Source organism: Edaphosphingomonas haloaromaticamans, assembly GCF_001853345.1.
Classification (GTDB): Bacteria; Pseudomonadota; Alphaproteobacteria; order Sphingomonadales; family Sphingomonadaceae; genus Sphingomonas_E; species Sphingomonas_E fennica.
The window spans coordinates 3,540,616-3,554,416 of the sequence record NZ_MIPT01000001.1; the positions used below are offsets into that span (position 1 = coordinate 3,540,616).

A 13,801-nucleotide genomic window follows, 5' to 3' on the forward strand; every position below is an offset into this window, starting at 1 on the left:
TCAGGTGATTTCGCGGGGACGAGCCGGCGCGCATCAGCGCACCAGCTCGCGCTCGGCCGGAACGGCGGGGTTGCCGCCGCCGACCACGGCAACGACCTCCACGGCCTTGCCGTCGGGAATTTCGAGGAAGGACAGCACCGGCACCTCGGCCAGATGCGGTTTCAGAAGGCGCGCCAGCGGCCGGCGCGCCAGCGGCGAGGTGACGATGGCGAACTGGCGGGCCTCCGCCATCAGCGGCTGGGCCGCCTCGCCCACCGCCGTCACCACCCGGTTGGCGAGGCCGGGCTCGAAGGGATGGGTGGCGTTAGGCCCGGCGCGCACCGCCTGGGCGAGCAGCGCCTCCAGCCCGCCGTCCAGCGTCACCACCGGCAGCGGCATGCGCATCGGCACCAGCGTCTGCACGATGATCGGCCCGATGCGGCGGCGCACCGCCTCCAGCATCTGCGCCGGGTCCGCCTCCTCGCGCGCGGCCTCCACCATCGCCTCGGCGATGCGGCGGAAATCCTTGAGCGGCACGCCCTCGGCCAGCAGGCCCCGGCAGAGGCCGGCCACCTGCGCCAGCGTAAGCGGCTGGGGCGTCAGGCCCTGGGCGAGTTGCGGCGCCACCTCCTTCAGCGCGTCTAGCAGCTTCTGCGCCTCGTCCATGCCGAACAGGTCGGCGGCGGCATTGGCGATGATCTGGTTGAGGTGGGTCGCGATCACGGTGGCCGGATCGACCACGGTATAGCCGGCGACCACCGCCTCGGTGCGCTTGGCCGGCGGAATCCACACCGCCTCCAGCCCGAAGCTCGGATCGCGGACCTCGCGGCCCTCCACCCGGCTTTCCAGCGCGCCGCTGTCCAGCGCCAGCAGGTCCTCGGGCCAGCACTGGTCCTCGCCCATGATGACGCCGGCCACGGTGATGCGGTAGGCGTTGGGCTCCAGCGAAAGATTGTCGCGCACCCGCACCATCGGCACCACGAAGCCCAGCTCGCGGCTGAGCTGACGGCGGATGCCGGTGATCCGCGCCATCAGCGGCGCGCCCTTGCGCTCGTCCACCATCGCGATCAGGCCGTAGCCGATCTCCAGCCCCAGGGCGGCACCGTCGGAAACCTCGTCCCAGCCGATCGTGGACGGCAGCGGCTCGGCAGCGGCGGCGGCCACCGCTTCCTCCTCGGCACGGCGCGCGGCTTCCCGCGCCGGGGCCTTGCGGAGCTGCCACGCCACCGCGCCCGCCGCGGCGGCGGCGGAAAGGATCACGACATGCGGCATGCCCGGCATCACGCCCAGCAAGAACAGGATGGCCGCGACCGGCGTCCAGGCGCGGGCCGATCCGAACTGGCTGGTGATCTGGCCGGAAAGATCGAAGGGCGACGACACCCGCGTGACGATGGCCGCCGCCGCGATCGACAGCAGCAGCGCGGGGATCTGCGCCACCAGCGCATCGCCGATCGCCAGCATCACATAGGTCTGCGCCGCCTCCGCCATCGACAGGCCGTGGCTCATCACGCCCAGGATCAGGCCGCCCAATATGTTGATGACGAGGATCAGCACGCCGGCAACGGCATCGCCCTTCACGAACTTGGAGGCGCCGTCCATCGATCCGTAGAAATCGGCCTCGGTCGCCACCTCGACGCGGCGGGCCTTGGCCTCGTCCGGCGTCAGCAGCCCGGCGTTCAGATCGGCGTCGATCGCCATCTGCTTGCCGGGCAGCGCATCCAGGGTGAAGCGGGCGGAGACTTCGGACACGCGGCCCGCGCCCTTGGTGATCACCACCAGGTTGATGATCATCAGGATCGCGAACACGAAGATGCCGACGGCCCAGTCGCCGCCGATCAGGAAATGGCCGAACGCCTCGATCACATGGCCGGCGGCGTCGGGGCCTTCATGCCCGTCCACCAGCACCACGCGGGTGGAGGCGACGTTCAGCGACAGGCGCAGCAGCGTGGCGAAGAGCAGCACGGTGGGGAAGGAGGAGAAATCGAGCGGCTTGGCCGCGTTCAGCGCCACCATCAGCACGGCCAGGCTGATCATGATGTTGGTGATGAAGCCCACGTCCAGCACCAGCGACGGCACCGGCACGATCATCAGCCCCACCAGCATCAGCGTGGCGAAGGGCAGGATCGCGCCCTTGCCCGCATTCGCCCAGATCGTCTTGTTCAAAGCGTTGGTGGCCATGCTTCTTCCCGCTTATGTGCGGGTGAATTTAAGCAAAAGCCGTGCCAATTTGGGGCGGATGACTTCCACTGAAAAAAGCGGCTGGGGGCGGGCTCCGCCGAGGCACCCGGCGGCTCTTGCAAGGATCACCTCGGCCACGCCCGGAGGTCGATATCATGTGAACCGCTGCGTTAGGCGAGGCTAGCCGCGCGCGCTCCCCGCCTACCCACCCCAAGAGGAGGATTATCGGCGACCGGCCTCTTGCCGCTCAGATCCGGCCCTGCCGGCCGTAGGCGATGGGCGCGGCGACATTGGCGCCGATAGTGGCCAGTTTTTCGAGCCGGCGGCGGGCGGCGTCGCCATAATAAGCGCAGCGCAGGCGCGCGGCCTCGACGTCCGCCAGCGCATCCCGGATGCGGGCCTTGAGCTCGGGCGTGTCGCGCCAGCCGCCCGCCCCGCCGACGGCGGCGGTGGCCGCCCGGAAACCGGCGGCGGCCGCCTCGATCGTGGCGATGTCGTTGCGGTCAAGCGCCACCGCCAGCGCGCAACCGGCTTCGGCAAGGCGATCGACCAGAGCGATGCTCATCCGGGTCAGCCGCGCGGGGGCAGATCGAGCGCGATCATCCGTGCGGCGATCGCCTTCACCTCCAGCGCATAGGCGCCGTTGGCGATGGCCGCGCGGATTTCCTGCACGCGGGCATGATCGATGGGGGCGCCGGCGGCCGCCAGCGCGCTTGCCGGATTGGTCGCGGCAGCGGCGGCTTCCTCGGTGGGAGCCGTTGCCGGAACGGCGGCCACCTTATCGCCCTTCGCGCCGGAAACCCGGCCGGTTTCGATCCTTCCCGTCGCTTTTGGTCCGATGCCGTCGATCATCTTTCCATCCCTCGGGTGCACATTCTACGGTCCAATATCCGCTTTTAACGGCACGCCGGAAAATTCTTTAAATGCCCAGCACGCGCACAAGACCGATATCGACGACCTCGACGATGATCGGCCGGGATTTCGCGTCCGCGCGCACGCGGATTCGGTCCCCCGGCGCGCCATCCTGATCGGCGATCATCTGGCTGGAAACGCTGAAGCCCGGCTGGCCTGCGCGTATCTCCACGGGGTCGCCTCGCCGGATCACCGGATCGGCCCTGGCCGGTCGCGGGGCGGATGCCATCGCGGCCTGCTGCATCTGCGCGCCGCCCGCCAGCAACGGCACCCGCACCCGCCAGCCAACCTCCGCGCAGCGCAGCACCACCGCGCCCGCGAAGGGAGGCTCGATCGCCACCGGCGCCGGACAGGCAGCCAGCTTCATCCGCCGGTCGATGGGGGCCACCGGGCCGCCCGGCTGGCCGATATCGGCGCCCAGCGCGATCGCCAGCCGCCGTTCCAGCGCGGCGAGATCCTGGAACGGTCCGGCCTGCGCCATCGCCACGGCCGGAAGAGCCGCGATCAGGATGGCGGGGATGGGGAACATGCGTCGCATCGGCTGAAATCCTTTCATTTCACCGATAAACAGCAAGAAACGCGCCAATCACCGTGCGCCCTCGATCCGCACCGTGATGGCCTGCCCCGCCGGGGCCGGGCCGGATATGGCCGGAATAGCGATCGCGATCGCCTGCTCGTCCAGCCCGCCGGCCCGGATTCCGCGCGCAATCGCCGCCGTCCGCGCCGCCGCCAGCTCCCACCGGTCGAGCCGGGCATTGCCCCCGCCCTGCCCCTCGCTCACGATCCGCACCCGGCGGCCTTTGGTCCGCGCCTCGGTGCCGATCACGCGCAGCCGCTCGGCGGCGGCCGCCGTCAGCACCGCCTCGTCGCGCTCGAACAGGCCGGCGGCCGCGAAGCGCAGATCGCGCGCCACCTCCCCCGCCGCGGCGGCCGTACCGAAGGCCGATCGCAGCCCGGCCGCCAGCCCATCCGTCCGGCCATTCTGGGCCTGGAGGAGGATGAAGAAGCCAAGCAACAACAGGCACAGATCGGCGAAGCTCACCGCCCAGCGCGGCGCGCGCGCGGCCTTCATGAAACCGCCCTCAGCACCGGCCGCACCGGCACCAGCTCCGCCCGCGCCAGCATGTCCAAGCGATCGAGCACGCGCTCCTGCCAGGCGATCTCGCCATCCGAAAGCCGCTCCAGCCGCGCGGCGATCGGCCCGGCGATCACATTGGCCAGGATGATGCCGTACAACGTGGTCAGCAGCGCCAGCGCCATCGGCGGGCCGATCTTCGCCGCGTCGTCCATCTGCGCGAACATGCCGATCAGCCCGGCGATGGTGCCGATCATGCCCATGGCGGGCGCGGCATCGGCCAGCGCGTTCCAGAAGGCGGCGGCGGCGGCATGGCGGCGGCGGCGGCCGGCAATCTCGGCCTCCGCCCACAGGGCGAACTCCTCGGCCGTGGCGGCATTGGCGAGATGGAGCACCGCGCGCCGCAGGAAAGGTCCGGCCGTCTCCACCCGATCGGCGCAGGCGATGCCGCGCGCATCCGCCACCGCCGCCACCTGGTTCGCCACCCGCATCGCGGCCGTGGCATCCTTCTCCACATCGCCGCGCAGCAGCGGGCGCAGCGCGGCGAAGGCGCGCCCGCCATCGGCCAGCCCCGATCGCGCGAACGCGATCGCCAGCGCGCCGCCCAGCACGATCAGCAGGGAAAGCGGGTCGAGGAAGCGGCCGATCTGTTCGAGCATTGCCATGGGCCACCGGTTCCATCCGCCCGGCCGCGCCTGGGATTCCCGCAGGCTTGCCGGCCGACCGGCAAAAAATTGCCGCCCCCGGCAAAAAATTGCCGGTCGCGTGCCGCCTTGTCGCATGGAACCGCGGAAACAGGGGCTTTCCCCCGTCTGGCACGGCCCTTGCTGCTTGTCGGCCCGCCAGGAAGGCATCGTGCCGACATGCTCGGTAACGGCCGCCCTCCGGTTCATTTTAGAGGAAAAATTTCGTGATGGTCGGCTCAGGCGGAAAATCCGGCGAAAGCCTGTTCGGGGTCCACGGCGACGCGCTGGCGCTCAGAAGCCAGCGGCTGGCGCTGCTCGCGTCCAACATCGCGAATGCATCGACCCCCGGATACAAGGCCCGCGACCTCGATTTCACCAAGGCGCTGGACATGGCGCAGGCCGGCACGCGCGCCGATGCCGCGGCCGCCGGCGCCATGGGCTATCGCGTGCCGCTCCAGCCCTCGCAGGACGGCAACACGGTGGAGCTTTCCACCGAGCAGACGATCTTCGCGGAGAATGCGGTCCAGTATCGCACCACCCTCTCCTTCCTCAACGGCCGCATCAACACGCTGATGACGGCGATCAAGGGCGAATGACGATGGCGGACCCGCTCTCGGTATTCGACATCGCCGGCCGGGCGATGTCCGCGCAGATGATGCGCCTCAACACCACGGCCTCCAACCTCGCCAATGCGGGTTCGGTCTCGGGCAGCAAGGAAGGCGCCTTCAAGGCGCTCCGGCCCGTGTTCATGCCCGTCACCGACCGGCCCGGCGTCGCGACCGTCAAGGTAGGCTCCATCCTCACCTCCACCAGCGAGGCGGTGAAGAAGCATTCGCCCGATCATCCGCTGGCGGATGCGAACGGCGACGTGTGGGAAGCCAATGTCGATAGCGCGGCCGAGATGGTCGACATGCTGGAAACCGCCCGCGCCTACCAGAACAACGTCCAGGTCTTGCAGACGGCCAAGACCCTCACCCTCGATACGCTGAGGCTCGGCAAATGACCTCGATCACCGGACAATCCTATCTCGACTCGCTGGGCAGCAAGTCGAACCCCAACGGCTCGGCGCCGAACGGCACGCTCGACCAGTCGAGCTTCCTTACGCTGATGACGGCGCAGCTGAAGGCGCAGGACCCGTTCAACCCGATGGACAACACCCAGATGGTCGCCCAGATGGCGCAATTCTCGCAGGTGTCCGGCATCGCGGAGATGAACCAGAGCCTGAAGGCGATGGCGTCCGACCTCGCCACCGCGCGGGTCGGCAACGTCGCCGGCTGGATCGGGCGGGCAGCGCTCGTCTCCTCGGCCACCGCCACCCCGCTCGCCGACGGCAGCTATGCGTTCGAGGCGGAGCTGCCGGAGGATGCCACCAACGTGCAGATCGACCTGGTCGATCCCACCGGCGCCGTCGTCCATTCCCAAAATCTCGGCGCGGAAAAGGCCGGATCGGTCGGCTATAGCTGGGACGGCAAGGATGCGGAGGGCAATGCCGTCAGCACCGGCCCGCTCAAGGTGATGGTGACGGCCTACGGCGCCAGCGGCCCGATGAAACCCGTCATTTCAAGCTGGACGATGATCAACGGCGTCCAGTCGCCCGCCGCCGGCGGGGCAGCGCAGCTCATCACCCCGCTCGGCATCGTCAAGCCCGGAGAGGCGCTGCGCATCGCCTGATCCCGTCTTCCAGATTCCAGAACGGAGATAGCTCGCATGTCCTTCTACACCTCGCTTTCCGGCCTCAAGGCGGCGCAGACCGATCTTTCGGTCGTTTCGAACAACGTCGCCAATGTCGGCTCCACCGGCTTCAAGAAGAGCAAGGCCGAATTCGGCGACATCATCTCGGCCGCCCCGCTCCAGTCCTCCGCCATGGCGGGCCAGGGCACGCGGCTGCGCGCCATCACCCAGCAGTTCACCCAGGGCGGCTTCGAAACCTCGGATCGCGAGCTGGACCTCGCCATTTCCGGCCAGGGCTTCTTCGTCACCCGATCGGGCATCACCGGCGGCCAGGTCGCCTTCACCCGCAACGGCACCTTCTCGGTGGATAGCGACCGGTTCGTGACGGACAGCTCGGGCGCCTATCTGCAGGTGCTGCCGGTGGACAGCCGGGGATCGGTGACGGCCACCAGCCTGGACGCGACGCGCAACCTCCAGCTTCCGCTCACCTCCGGCCAGCCCAAGGCCACCAGCCTGCTCAAGATGGCCGTCACGCTGCCGGTCAGCGCCGATCTGCCGGCCAACCGCGTCTCCTACAGCGCGGATACGCCCTATGAGTTCAGCCGCTTCGATCCGAACAGCTACAATCAGAGCACGGCGACCACGGTTTACGACGCCGTCGGCAACGCCCTGCCCGCGACGCTCTATTTCGTCCGCAAGACGCTGCCCACCTCGGCCGATCCCAACAGCCAATGGGAAGCGCGGCTGTTCGTCGGCGATCAGGAAATCAGCTCCGATCCCAACAACCCGACGCCGCCCGTGCCGCTCACCCTCACCTTCAACGATGCCGGGCAGATCCAGACGCCGCTCAACCAGGTGCAATATGCCGATGCCCAGCCGGTCGGCGCCATCGCGCCGCTTTCGATGAGCATCGATTTCGGCCTCACCACCAAGCAGGCGCAGGCGCCCTTCACCATCTCCTCGGTCAGCCAGGACGGCTTCGCCGCCGGCCAGCTCGATGGCGTCACGGTCGGGCCGGACGGGCTCGTCACCGCCAGCTTCTCGAACGGCGAAACCCAGCCGCTCGGCAAGCTGATCCTCGCCACCTTCGCCAACCCGGCGGGCCTGCGCCAGATCGGCGACGCGAAATGGACGGTCTCGGGCGAATCCGGCGATCCGATCGTCGGCACCGCATCGGCGGACAGCTTCGGCACGATCCAGTCGGGCGCGCTCGAACGCTCCAACGTCGACATCACCGAGGAACTGGTCGCGCTCATTTCCGCGCAGCGCAATTTCCAGGCGAACGCCAAGGCCATCGAAACCGCGAACACGATGACCCAGGCGATCATCAACATGCGCAACTGATAACCGGCTGAAGGGGAAAGAGGCGCGCCGCCATGGACCGTCTGATCTACAGCTCGCTCTCGGCGATGCGTGGCGCGATGGCGCGCCAGGCGACGACCGCGAACAACCTGGCCAATGCCAACACCACCGGCTTCCGCGCCGAGATGGCATCGGTCCGGCCGCTGTGGATCCAGGCGGCCGGCGGCCGCAACGGCGGCCTCGAAACCCGCGCCGCCGCGTCGGAGGAGGTCGTCTCCGCCGATATGCGCGGCGGCGCCGTCACCGAAACGGGGCGCAACCTCGATATCGCGCTGGACGGCGATGCGCTGCTCGCCGTCCAGGCGCAGGATGGCGAGGAATCCTATACCCGCCGGGGCGATCTCGCGATCTCTCCGGGCGGGCTGCTCGTCACCGGCGATGGCGCGCCCGTGCTTGGGGAGACCGGGCCGATCACCATGCCGCCGGCCGACGACATCAGGATCGATGCGCAAGGCGTGATCTGGTATCGCGCGCAGGGCGCCGATCCGATCCAGCCGATGCAGCAGCTCGACCGGCTGAAGCTGGTGAGCCCCACGGGATCGCGCATCGCCAAGGGGCTGGACGGCCTGTTCCGGGTGGAAGGCGGCGGCGCGCTGCCATCCGATCCCGAAGCGCGCGTCACCGCCGGCAGCCTCGAAGGCTCCAACGTCAACGCCACCCAGGCGCTGGTCGACATGATCGACGCCAGCCGCGCCTGGGAAATGCAGATCAAGCTCGTCACCACCGCCAAGGAACTCGACAATTCCGGGGCGGATCTCATGCGCCTGCCCGATTGAGGCGAGGGGCCGAAAGGATAGCCGCTCATGACCAACGCCGCCCTCCATGTCGCCCGCACCGGGCTGGACGCGCAGAACCTCAGGATGCGCGTGATCGCGAACAACCNCGCGAACGTGAACACCGCCGGTTTCAAGCGCGATCGCGCCAGCTTCGAAACGCTGGCCTATCAGGCGATCACCGCGCCGGGCGCGCCGTCCTCGCAGGACAATAAATATGCCACCGGCCTGTCGCTGGGATCGGGCGTGCAGGTGAAGGGCACTGCCAAGATCGACACGCAGGGCACGCTGCAGACGACGGGCGACGCGCTGGACATGGCGATCGAGGGCGCGGGCTTCTTCCAGGTGGAGATGCCGGACGGCCGCACCGCCTACACCCGCGCGGGCGACTTCAAGCTTTCCGGCGAAGGCACGATCGTCACCGACGATGGCATGCCGCTGATCCCGCAGGTGCAGGTGCCCGAAGGCACCCAGTCGATCACCATCGGCGCCGACGGCACCATATCGGCGCAGCTGCCCGGCCAATCGGATCTTCAGGAGCTGGGCCGGATCGAGCTCGCCCGCTTCACCAATCCGGCGGGGCTGGAATCGCTCGGCAACAATCTGATGGCCGAAACCCCCGCGTCGGGCGCGCCGCAGGTCGGCACCGCCGGCCTCGATGGGCGCGGCTCGATCCGCCAGGGGTCGCTCGAAGCCTCCAACGTCAACGTCGTCGAGGAACTCGTCGACATGATCGAGACCCAGCGCGCCTACGAGGTCAATTCCAAGATGATCAAGGCGACGGACGAGATGCTGCAATATGTCAACCAGCAGTTCTGATCCGATGGCCCGGCGCATCCTCCTCGGCCTCGCCGCCGCCGCGCTCGTCGCCCAGCCGGCATCGGCCGGGCTGTTCGGCCGCAAGCAGCCCAAGGCGGATTACGCACCGGTCTATGCCCCGCCCCCGCCGCCGCCGCCCGCCAATGGCGCGATCTTCCAGGCGGCGAACGGTTATGCCCCCCTCACCAGCGGCCAGCGCGCCGCGATGGTGGGCGACGTGCTGACGATCGTGCTGGTCGAACGCACCCAGGCGAGCAAGAGCGCCGCGTCCAGCACCGATCGCTCGGGCGATATCGGCCTCACGCCGCCGTCCACCGGCCCGCTCTCCTTCTTCAAGCCGTCGGACGTGGCGGCAAGCGGCGGCGCCAGCTTCGACGGCAAGGGCGCCGCCACCCAGTCCAACGCGCTTTCGGGGGAGATCAGCGTGACGATCGCGGCGGTCTATCCCAACGGCACTTATTTGGTGCGCGGGGAAAAGCTGCTGACGCTCAATCGCGGGGACGAGACGATCCGCATCTCCGGCCTCGTCCGCGCCGCGGACATCAGCGTGGACAATCGCGTGCTTTCCACCCGCGTCGCCGATGCCCGCATCGCCTATGCCGGCAAGGGCGATGTCGCGCGTGCCAGCAAGCCGGGCTGGCTCAGCCACTTCTTCTCCATCGTCAGCCCTTTCTGAGGATCACCGGATGCTCCGCCTCGTCCTCGCAGCCCTTACGGCCCTGATCCTCGCCGCCGCGCCCGCGCAAGCGGAGCGGATCAAGGATCTCGGCACCTTCCAGGGCGTCCGCCCCAACCAGCTCACCGGCTACGGAATCGTCGTCGGCCTCGCCGGCACGGGCGACGACAGCCTGGAATATGCGACGCAGGCGATGAAGGGCGTGGCCTCCCGCTTCGGCCTGAACCTGCCGGCCGGCATCAACCCGCAGCTCAAGAACGCCGCCGCCGTCATGATCACGGCGGAGCTGCCCGCCTTCGCCAAGCCCGGCCAGCGGCTGGACATCACCGTGTCCGCGCTGGGCAAGGCCAAGTCGCTGCGCGGCGGCACGCTGCTGATGGCCCCGCTCGCGGGCGCGGACGGGCAGGTCTATGCGATGGCGCAGGGCAATCTCGCCGTCGGCGGCCTCGGCATCGATGCGGCGGACGGATCGAAGCTCACCGTCAATATCCCGACTTCGGGCCGCATTCCGGGTGGGGCCACGGTGGAGCGCGCGGTCGACGCGGGCTTTGCCAGCGCCCCCTACCTCACCTTCAACCTCGCAGAGGCCGATCTCACCACCGCCGGCCGGGTCGCCAATGCGGTGAACGGCGCGCTCGGCCCCGGCCGCGCCCGCGCGGTCGATGCCGTCACGATCGAGATCAGCGCCGCCGCCGGGGCCGAGGCGCGCACCGCCTTGATGGGCCAGATCGAAAACCTGCCCGTCGATCCGGCGGATGCGCCCGCCCGCGTCATCGTCAACGCCCGCACCGGCACCGTCGTCATCAACGGCGCGGTCCGCATCGCGCCGGCCGCCGTCAGCCACGGCAAGCTCACCGTGCGGGTGGACGAGGACCCGCGCGTCATCCAGCCGGCCCCCTTCTCGCGCGGGCGGACCGAAATCGAACCCTCCAGCACCATCGCCGTGGAGGAAGAACGCCGGCCGATGTTCGATTTCCGCCCCGGCGCCAGCCTGGCCGATATCGTGAAGTCGGTGAACGCCATCGGCGCCTCGCCCGCCGATCTCGTCGCCATCCTCGAAGCGCTGAAGCAGGCCGGCGCGATGAAGGCGGAGCTGATCGTGCTATGACGACGCCCCTCTCCTCCGGCCTGCCGCTCAGCCCCGCCATCGGCCTTGGCGGCAAGCAGGCCGATCAGGCCGCGCTCAAGGCCGCCGCCCGCCAGTTCGAGGCCGTGTTCCTCCGCCAGATGATCGGCGCGATGCGGCAGGCGAGCCTGGGCGACGACATATTGGGCTCCTCCGCCGGCGATCAGTTCCGCGACATGGCCGACGCGCGCACCGCCGATGCGATGGCGGAAAAGGGCGCGATCGGCATCGCCGACATGCTGATCGCCCAGTTCCAGCCCAAGGCCCCGGCATCAACGCTTCCTAAAGATTCGCCCGGCCCCGCCGTAGAGACTGGCAAATGAGCGATCTTCTCAGCATCGGTGCCTCGGGCATATCGGCCTACAAGACGGCCCTTTCCGCGATCAGCGACAATGTCGCCAATGCGGAGACGCCCGGCTTCACCCGACGCTCGACCGCCCAGCGCGAACAGCTCACCGCCCTGCCGATGACGCCCGTCTATCGCGGCAACATGGTCTTTTCCGGCACGCAGATCACCGCGATCACCCGGGCCTATGACCAGTTCCGCGATCAGGAGGCCCGCGCCGCCAGCGCCGAGGCCGGCAGCGCGGAGGCCCGCGCCCGCTGGCTGCAGACGGCGGAAAACGCGCTGGATGATGGCGATGCCGGCATCGGCGCGCGGCTAACCGCCTTCTTCAACGCCGCCGATGCGCTCGCTTCCGATCCCGCCAACCCCATGCCCCGCCAGGCGCTACTGTCGGCGCTCGACGCCGCCGCCGGCGCCTTCCGCACCGCCGCCGGCGGGCTGGCCACCACCGCCACCGGCGTCGCCAAGGAAGCGCAGGCCCATGTCGACGCGGTGAACGGCAGCCTCGCGGCGCTGGCCAAGGTCAACCTCGCGCTCATGCGTTCCGAACCCGGCACCGCCGCGCAGGCGAGCCTGCTCGACGAACGCGACCGGCTGGTGGACGACATCTCCGGCCGGCTGGATATCGATGCCAGCTATGGGGCGGACGGCACCGCCACCCTCACGCTCGCCGGCAACAAAGCGGCCAAGCTGCTTTCCGGCGTCATGGCCAATCCCATCGCGGTGGCCCAGGCGGCAAACGGCACGCTCACCCTCTTCGCCTCGGTGGGGGACGGCACCCAGTCCGTCCCGCTGGCCGGCGGCGCGATCGGCGGGCTGATCGACGTCGCCGCCACCGTCGCCGATCGCCGCGCCAGCCTGGATGCGATCGCCACGGATTTCGCCGCCACGGTCAATGGCTGGTCGGCCGCCGGCCGCGATGCCGCCGGCAATCCCGGCCAGCCGCTGCTCGCCATCGGCGCCACCGGCGCGGCCTCGCTCGCCATCGCCACCACCGATCCCGCGGCCGTCGCCGCCGCGTCGGCCGATGGCACGCCCAACGGCAACCTCATCGCCCTCCAGTCGCTGCGGAGCGGCGGGGCGGAGGATCGCATGGCGGCCCTCGTCGCCGGCCATGCCCAGGCCACCGCACAGGCGCTCACCCAGGCCGATGTCACTGCTACACGCAGGGATGCGGCGCTGATCGCACGGGCGGAGGTGACGGGAATCGATCTCGATCGCGAAGCAGCGGAGTTGATCCGCTTCCAGCAAGCCTATAATGGTTCCGCGCGGATAATTCAGGTCGCCCGCGAAACGCTACAAGCCATTCTGGATTTGTTCTGAGGCGACCGGCACGATGATCAACAACACCCGCTATCACCTTTCGGCAGAAATCTCGCGCCAGCAGAAGCTTGCCGCCCAGATCGCGCGCGCGCAGGCCGATCTGTCGAACGAGACCAGGCTGCAGCGCGCGTCGGACGATCCCGCCGCTTCCGCCCGAGTCGCCGACATCCGCCGCGCCCAGGCGAACGAGGGGGTGTGGGCGAAGAATGTCGATGCCGCCTCCGCGCTCGCCACCCGCGCCGATACCACGCTGGGCAGCGTCGCCAACGCGCTCGATCGCGCGCGGGAGCTGATGACCGCCGCCAACAGCGGCACCTATAGCGACGAAGACAGGAAGGCGATGGCGATCGAGCTGCGCTCCATCGCCGCCGAGATCGCCGAGCTTTCGCAAACCAGGGATTCGCGCGGCCAGCCGCTCTTCCCCGCCGGCGATTCGCTCGCCGTGCCGATCGGCCCCGGCCTGTTCATCGCGCCCTCCGTCTCGCAGGACGGGCTGTTCACCAACGTCGCCACCGCCAGCGGCGGCGCCAAGGATCTGGCCGCCATCGTCAGCGATGCGGCGAACGCGATCGAGCAGCCGGACGCCGCGTTGCGCAACGCGGCGATGGCCGATGTCATCGGCGCCACCGAAACCGTCACCGCCGCCCGCGCCGATCAGGGCGTCCGCGCCGCCCGCCTCGATACCGCGCGCGAACGCTTCGCCAATTCGGGCCTCGTGCTGGCGGAGGAGCGCAGCAAGCTGGAGGATACCGACGTCACCGAAACGGTGGCGAAGCTCCAGGCCAAGCAATTGTCGCTGGAGGCCGCCCAGGCCGCCTTCGCCCGCATCAACCGGCAGACCCTGTTCGACCTGCTGGGCTGATCGAGGTCCGATC

17 protein-coding genes are annotated in these 13,801 nt (G+C 69.3%); 11 read left to right on the forward strand and 6 right to left on the reverse strand.

Annotated elements, in window-relative coordinates; translation table 11 throughout:
• Nucleotides 1-33 precede the first annotated feature (33 nt).
• From flhA to BHE75_RS16440, 6 genes are all read right to left on the reverse strand, one after another.
• Nucleotides 34-2,157 carry a flagellar biosynthesis protein FlhA gene (gene flhA / locus BHE75_RS16415; RefSeq protein WP_070934498.1) on the reverse strand — a complete coding sequence of 708 codons (2,124 nt, stop codon included), beginning with the start codon at nt 2,155-2,157 and terminating at the stop codon, nt 34-36.
• Between the two features lie 247 nt (nt 2,158-2,404).
• Complete coding sequence (locus BHE75_RS16420; protein ID WP_070934499.1) at nt 2,405-2,722, reverse strand: hypothetical protein; 318 nt, start codon at nt 2,720-2,722, stop codon at nt 2,405-2,407.
• Nucleotides 2,723-2,727: 5 nt separating this feature from the next.
• On the reverse strand, nt 2,728-3,009 hold the full coding sequence (gene flgM / locus BHE75_RS16425) for a flagellar biosynthesis anti-sigma factor FlgM (protein ID WP_015457935.1): 282 nt from the start codon (nt 3,007-3,009) through the stop codon (nt 2,728-2,730).
• A 67-nt stretch (nt 3,010-3,076) separates the two neighbouring features.
• A complete protein-coding gene (locus tag BHE75_RS16430; RefSeq protein ID WP_254684472.1) occupies nt 3,077-3,607 on the reverse strand; it encodes a flagella basal body P-ring formation protein FlgA in 531 nt (176 codons plus the stop codon).
• Nucleotides 3,608-3,655: 48 nt separating this feature from the next.
• On the reverse strand, nt 3,656-4,141 hold the full coding sequence (locus tag BHE75_RS16435; protein ID WP_070934500.1) for a flagellar motor protein MotB: 486 nt from the start codon (nt 4,139-4,141) through the stop codon (nt 3,656-3,658).
• Complete coding sequence (locus BHE75_RS16440; protein WP_084653530.1) at nt 4,138-4,803, reverse strand: MotA/TolQ/ExbB proton channel family protein; 666 nt, start codon at nt 4,801-4,803, stop codon at nt 4,138-4,140. Before BHE75_RS16440 ends, BHE75_RS16435 begins: the two co-directional genes overlap by 4 nt.
• A 254-nt stretch (nt 4,804-5,057) precedes the next feature.
• On the opposite strand from BHE75_RS16440, the gene flgB reads away from it, so the two are divergent.
• From flgB to BHE75_RS16495, 11 genes are all read left to right on the forward strand, one after another.
• Nucleotides 5,058-5,426 carry a flagellar basal body rod protein FlgB gene (flgB, locus tag BHE75_RS16445; RefSeq protein ID WP_070934502.1) on the forward strand — a complete coding sequence of 123 codons (369 nt, stop codon included), beginning with the start codon at nt 5,058-5,060 and terminating at the stop codon, nt 5,424-5,426.
• A gap of 2 nt (nt 5,427-5,428) precedes the next feature.
• Entirely contained in the window at nt 5,429-5,833 is a 405-nt protein-coding gene (gene flgC / locus BHE75_RS16450) for a flagellar basal body rod protein FlgC (RefSeq protein ID WP_413818428.1), read from the forward strand.
• Nucleotides 5,830-6,501, forward strand: a complete 672-nt coding sequence (locus tag BHE75_RS16455) for a flagellar hook assembly protein FlgD (RefSeq protein ID WP_070934503.1) — start codon at nt 5,830-5,832, stop codon at nt 6,499-6,501. The genes flgC and BHE75_RS16455 overlap by 4 nt, the downstream gene beginning before the upstream one ends.
• Before the next feature lie 36 nt (nt 6,502-6,537).
• Nucleotides 6,538-7,845 carry a flagellar hook protein FlgE gene (locus tag BHE75_RS16460; RefSeq protein ID WP_015457942.1) on the forward strand — a complete coding sequence of 436 codons (1,308 nt, stop codon included), beginning with the start codon at nt 6,538-6,540 and terminating at the stop codon, nt 7,843-7,845.
• A 32-nt stretch (nt 7,846-7,877) separates the two neighbouring features.
• Nucleotides 7,878-8,639, forward strand: a complete 762-nt coding sequence (locus BHE75_RS16465; RefSeq protein WP_015457943.1) for a flagellar basal body rod protein FlgF — start codon at nt 7,878-7,880, stop codon at nt 8,637-8,639.
• 27 nt (nt 8,640-8,666) lie between these two features.
• Nucleotides 8,667-9,455, forward strand: coding sequence for a flagellar basal-body rod protein FlgG (gene flgG, locus BHE75_RS16470; protein ID WP_070934504.1), 789 nt, complete (start codon nt 8,667-8,669; stop codon nt 9,453-9,455).
• 4 nt (nt 9,456-9,459) lie between these two features.
• A complete protein-coding gene (locus BHE75_RS16475; protein WP_191225211.1) occupies nt 9,460-10,131 on the forward strand; it encodes a flagellar basal body L-ring protein FlgH in 672 nt (223 codons plus the stop codon).
• A gap of 10 nt (nt 10,132-10,141) precedes the next feature.
• Nucleotides 10,142-11,239, forward strand: a complete 1,098-nt coding sequence (locus BHE75_RS16480; RefSeq protein ID WP_070934506.1) for a flagellar basal body P-ring protein FlgI — start codon at nt 10,142-10,144, stop codon at nt 11,237-11,239.
• A complete protein-coding gene (locus tag BHE75_RS16485) occupies nt 11,236-11,580 on the forward strand; it encodes a rod-binding protein (RefSeq protein WP_015457947.1) in 345 nt (114 codons plus the stop codon). The genes BHE75_RS16480 and BHE75_RS16485 overlap by 4 nt, the downstream gene beginning before the upstream one ends.
• Nucleotides 11,577-12,926 (forward strand): flagellar hook-associated protein FlgK, encoded by a 1,350-nt coding sequence (gene flgK, locus BHE75_RS16490; protein WP_070934507.1) that lies wholly within the window; start codon nt 11,577-11,579, stop codon nt 12,924-12,926. Before BHE75_RS16485 ends, flgK begins: the two co-directional genes overlap by 4 nt.
• A gap of 13 nt (nt 12,927-12,939) precedes the next feature.
• Nucleotides 12,940-13,788, forward strand: coding sequence for a flagellin (locus tag BHE75_RS16495; RefSeq protein ID WP_070934508.1), 849 nt, complete (start codon nt 12,940-12,942; stop codon nt 13,786-13,788).
• Nucleotides 13,789-13,801 lie beyond the last annotated feature (13 nt).

Coding starts and splice junctions, on each gene's coding strand:
- BHE75_RS16455 (WP_070934503.1), top strand. CDS start 5,830: ATGACCTCGATCACCGGACAATCCTATCTCGACTCGCTGGGCAGCAAG.
- flgC (WP_413818428.1), top strand. CDS start 5,429: ATGGCGGACCCGCTCTCGGTATTCGACATCGCCGGCCGGGCGATGTCC.
- BHE75_RS16465 (WP_015457943.1), top strand. CDS start 7,878: ATGGACCGTCTGATCTACAGCTCGCTCTCGGCGATGCGTGGCGCGATG.
- BHE75_RS16420 (WP_070934499.1), bottom strand. CDS start 2,722: ATGAGCATCGCTCTGGTCGATCGCCTTGCCGAAGCCGGTTGCGCGCTG.
- BHE75_RS16485 (WP_015457947.1), top strand. CDS start 11,236: ATGACGACGCCCCTCTCCTCCGGCCTGCCGCTCAGCCCCGCCATCGGC.
- BHE75_RS16435 (WP_070934500.1), bottom strand. CDS start 4,141: ATGAAGGCCGCGCGCGCGCCGCGCTGGGCGGTGAGCTTCGCCGATCTG.
- BHE75_RS16440 (WP_084653530.1), bottom strand. CDS start 4,803: ATGCTCGAACAGATCGGCCGCTTCCTCGACCCGCTTTCCCTGCTGATC.
- flhA (WP_070934498.1), bottom strand. CDS start 2,157: ATGGCCACCAACGCTTTGAACAAGACGATCTGGGCGAATGCGGGCAAG.
- BHE75_RS16475 (WP_191225211.1), top strand. CDS start 9,460: ATGGCCCGGCGCATCCTCCTCGGCCTCGCCGCCGCCGCGCTCGTCGCC.
- flgB (WP_070934502.1), top strand. CDS start 5,058: ATGGTCGGCTCAGGCGGAAAATCCGGCGAAAGCCTGTTCGGGGTCCAC.
- BHE75_RS16460 (WP_015457942.1), top strand. CDS start 6,538: ATGTCCTTCTACACCTCGCTTTCCGGCCTCAAGGCGGCGCAGACCGAT.
- BHE75_RS16480 (WP_070934506.1), top strand. CDS start 10,142: ATGCTCCGCCTCGTCCTCGCAGCCCTTACGGCCCTGATCCTCGCCGCC.
- BHE75_RS16430 (WP_254684472.1), bottom strand. CDS start 3,607: ATGCGACGCATGTTCCCCATCCCCGCCATCCTGATCGCGGCTCTTCCG.
- BHE75_RS16495 (WP_070934508.1), top strand. CDS start 12,940: ATGATCAACAACACCCGCTATCACCTTTCGGCAGAAATCTCGCGCCAG.
- flgM (WP_015457935.1), bottom strand. CDS start 3,009: ATGATCGACGGCATCGGACCAAAAGCGACGGGAAGGATCGAAACCGGC.
- flgK (WP_070934507.1), top strand. CDS start 11,577: ATGAGCGATCTTCTCAGCATCGGTGCCTCGGGCATATCGGCCTACAAG.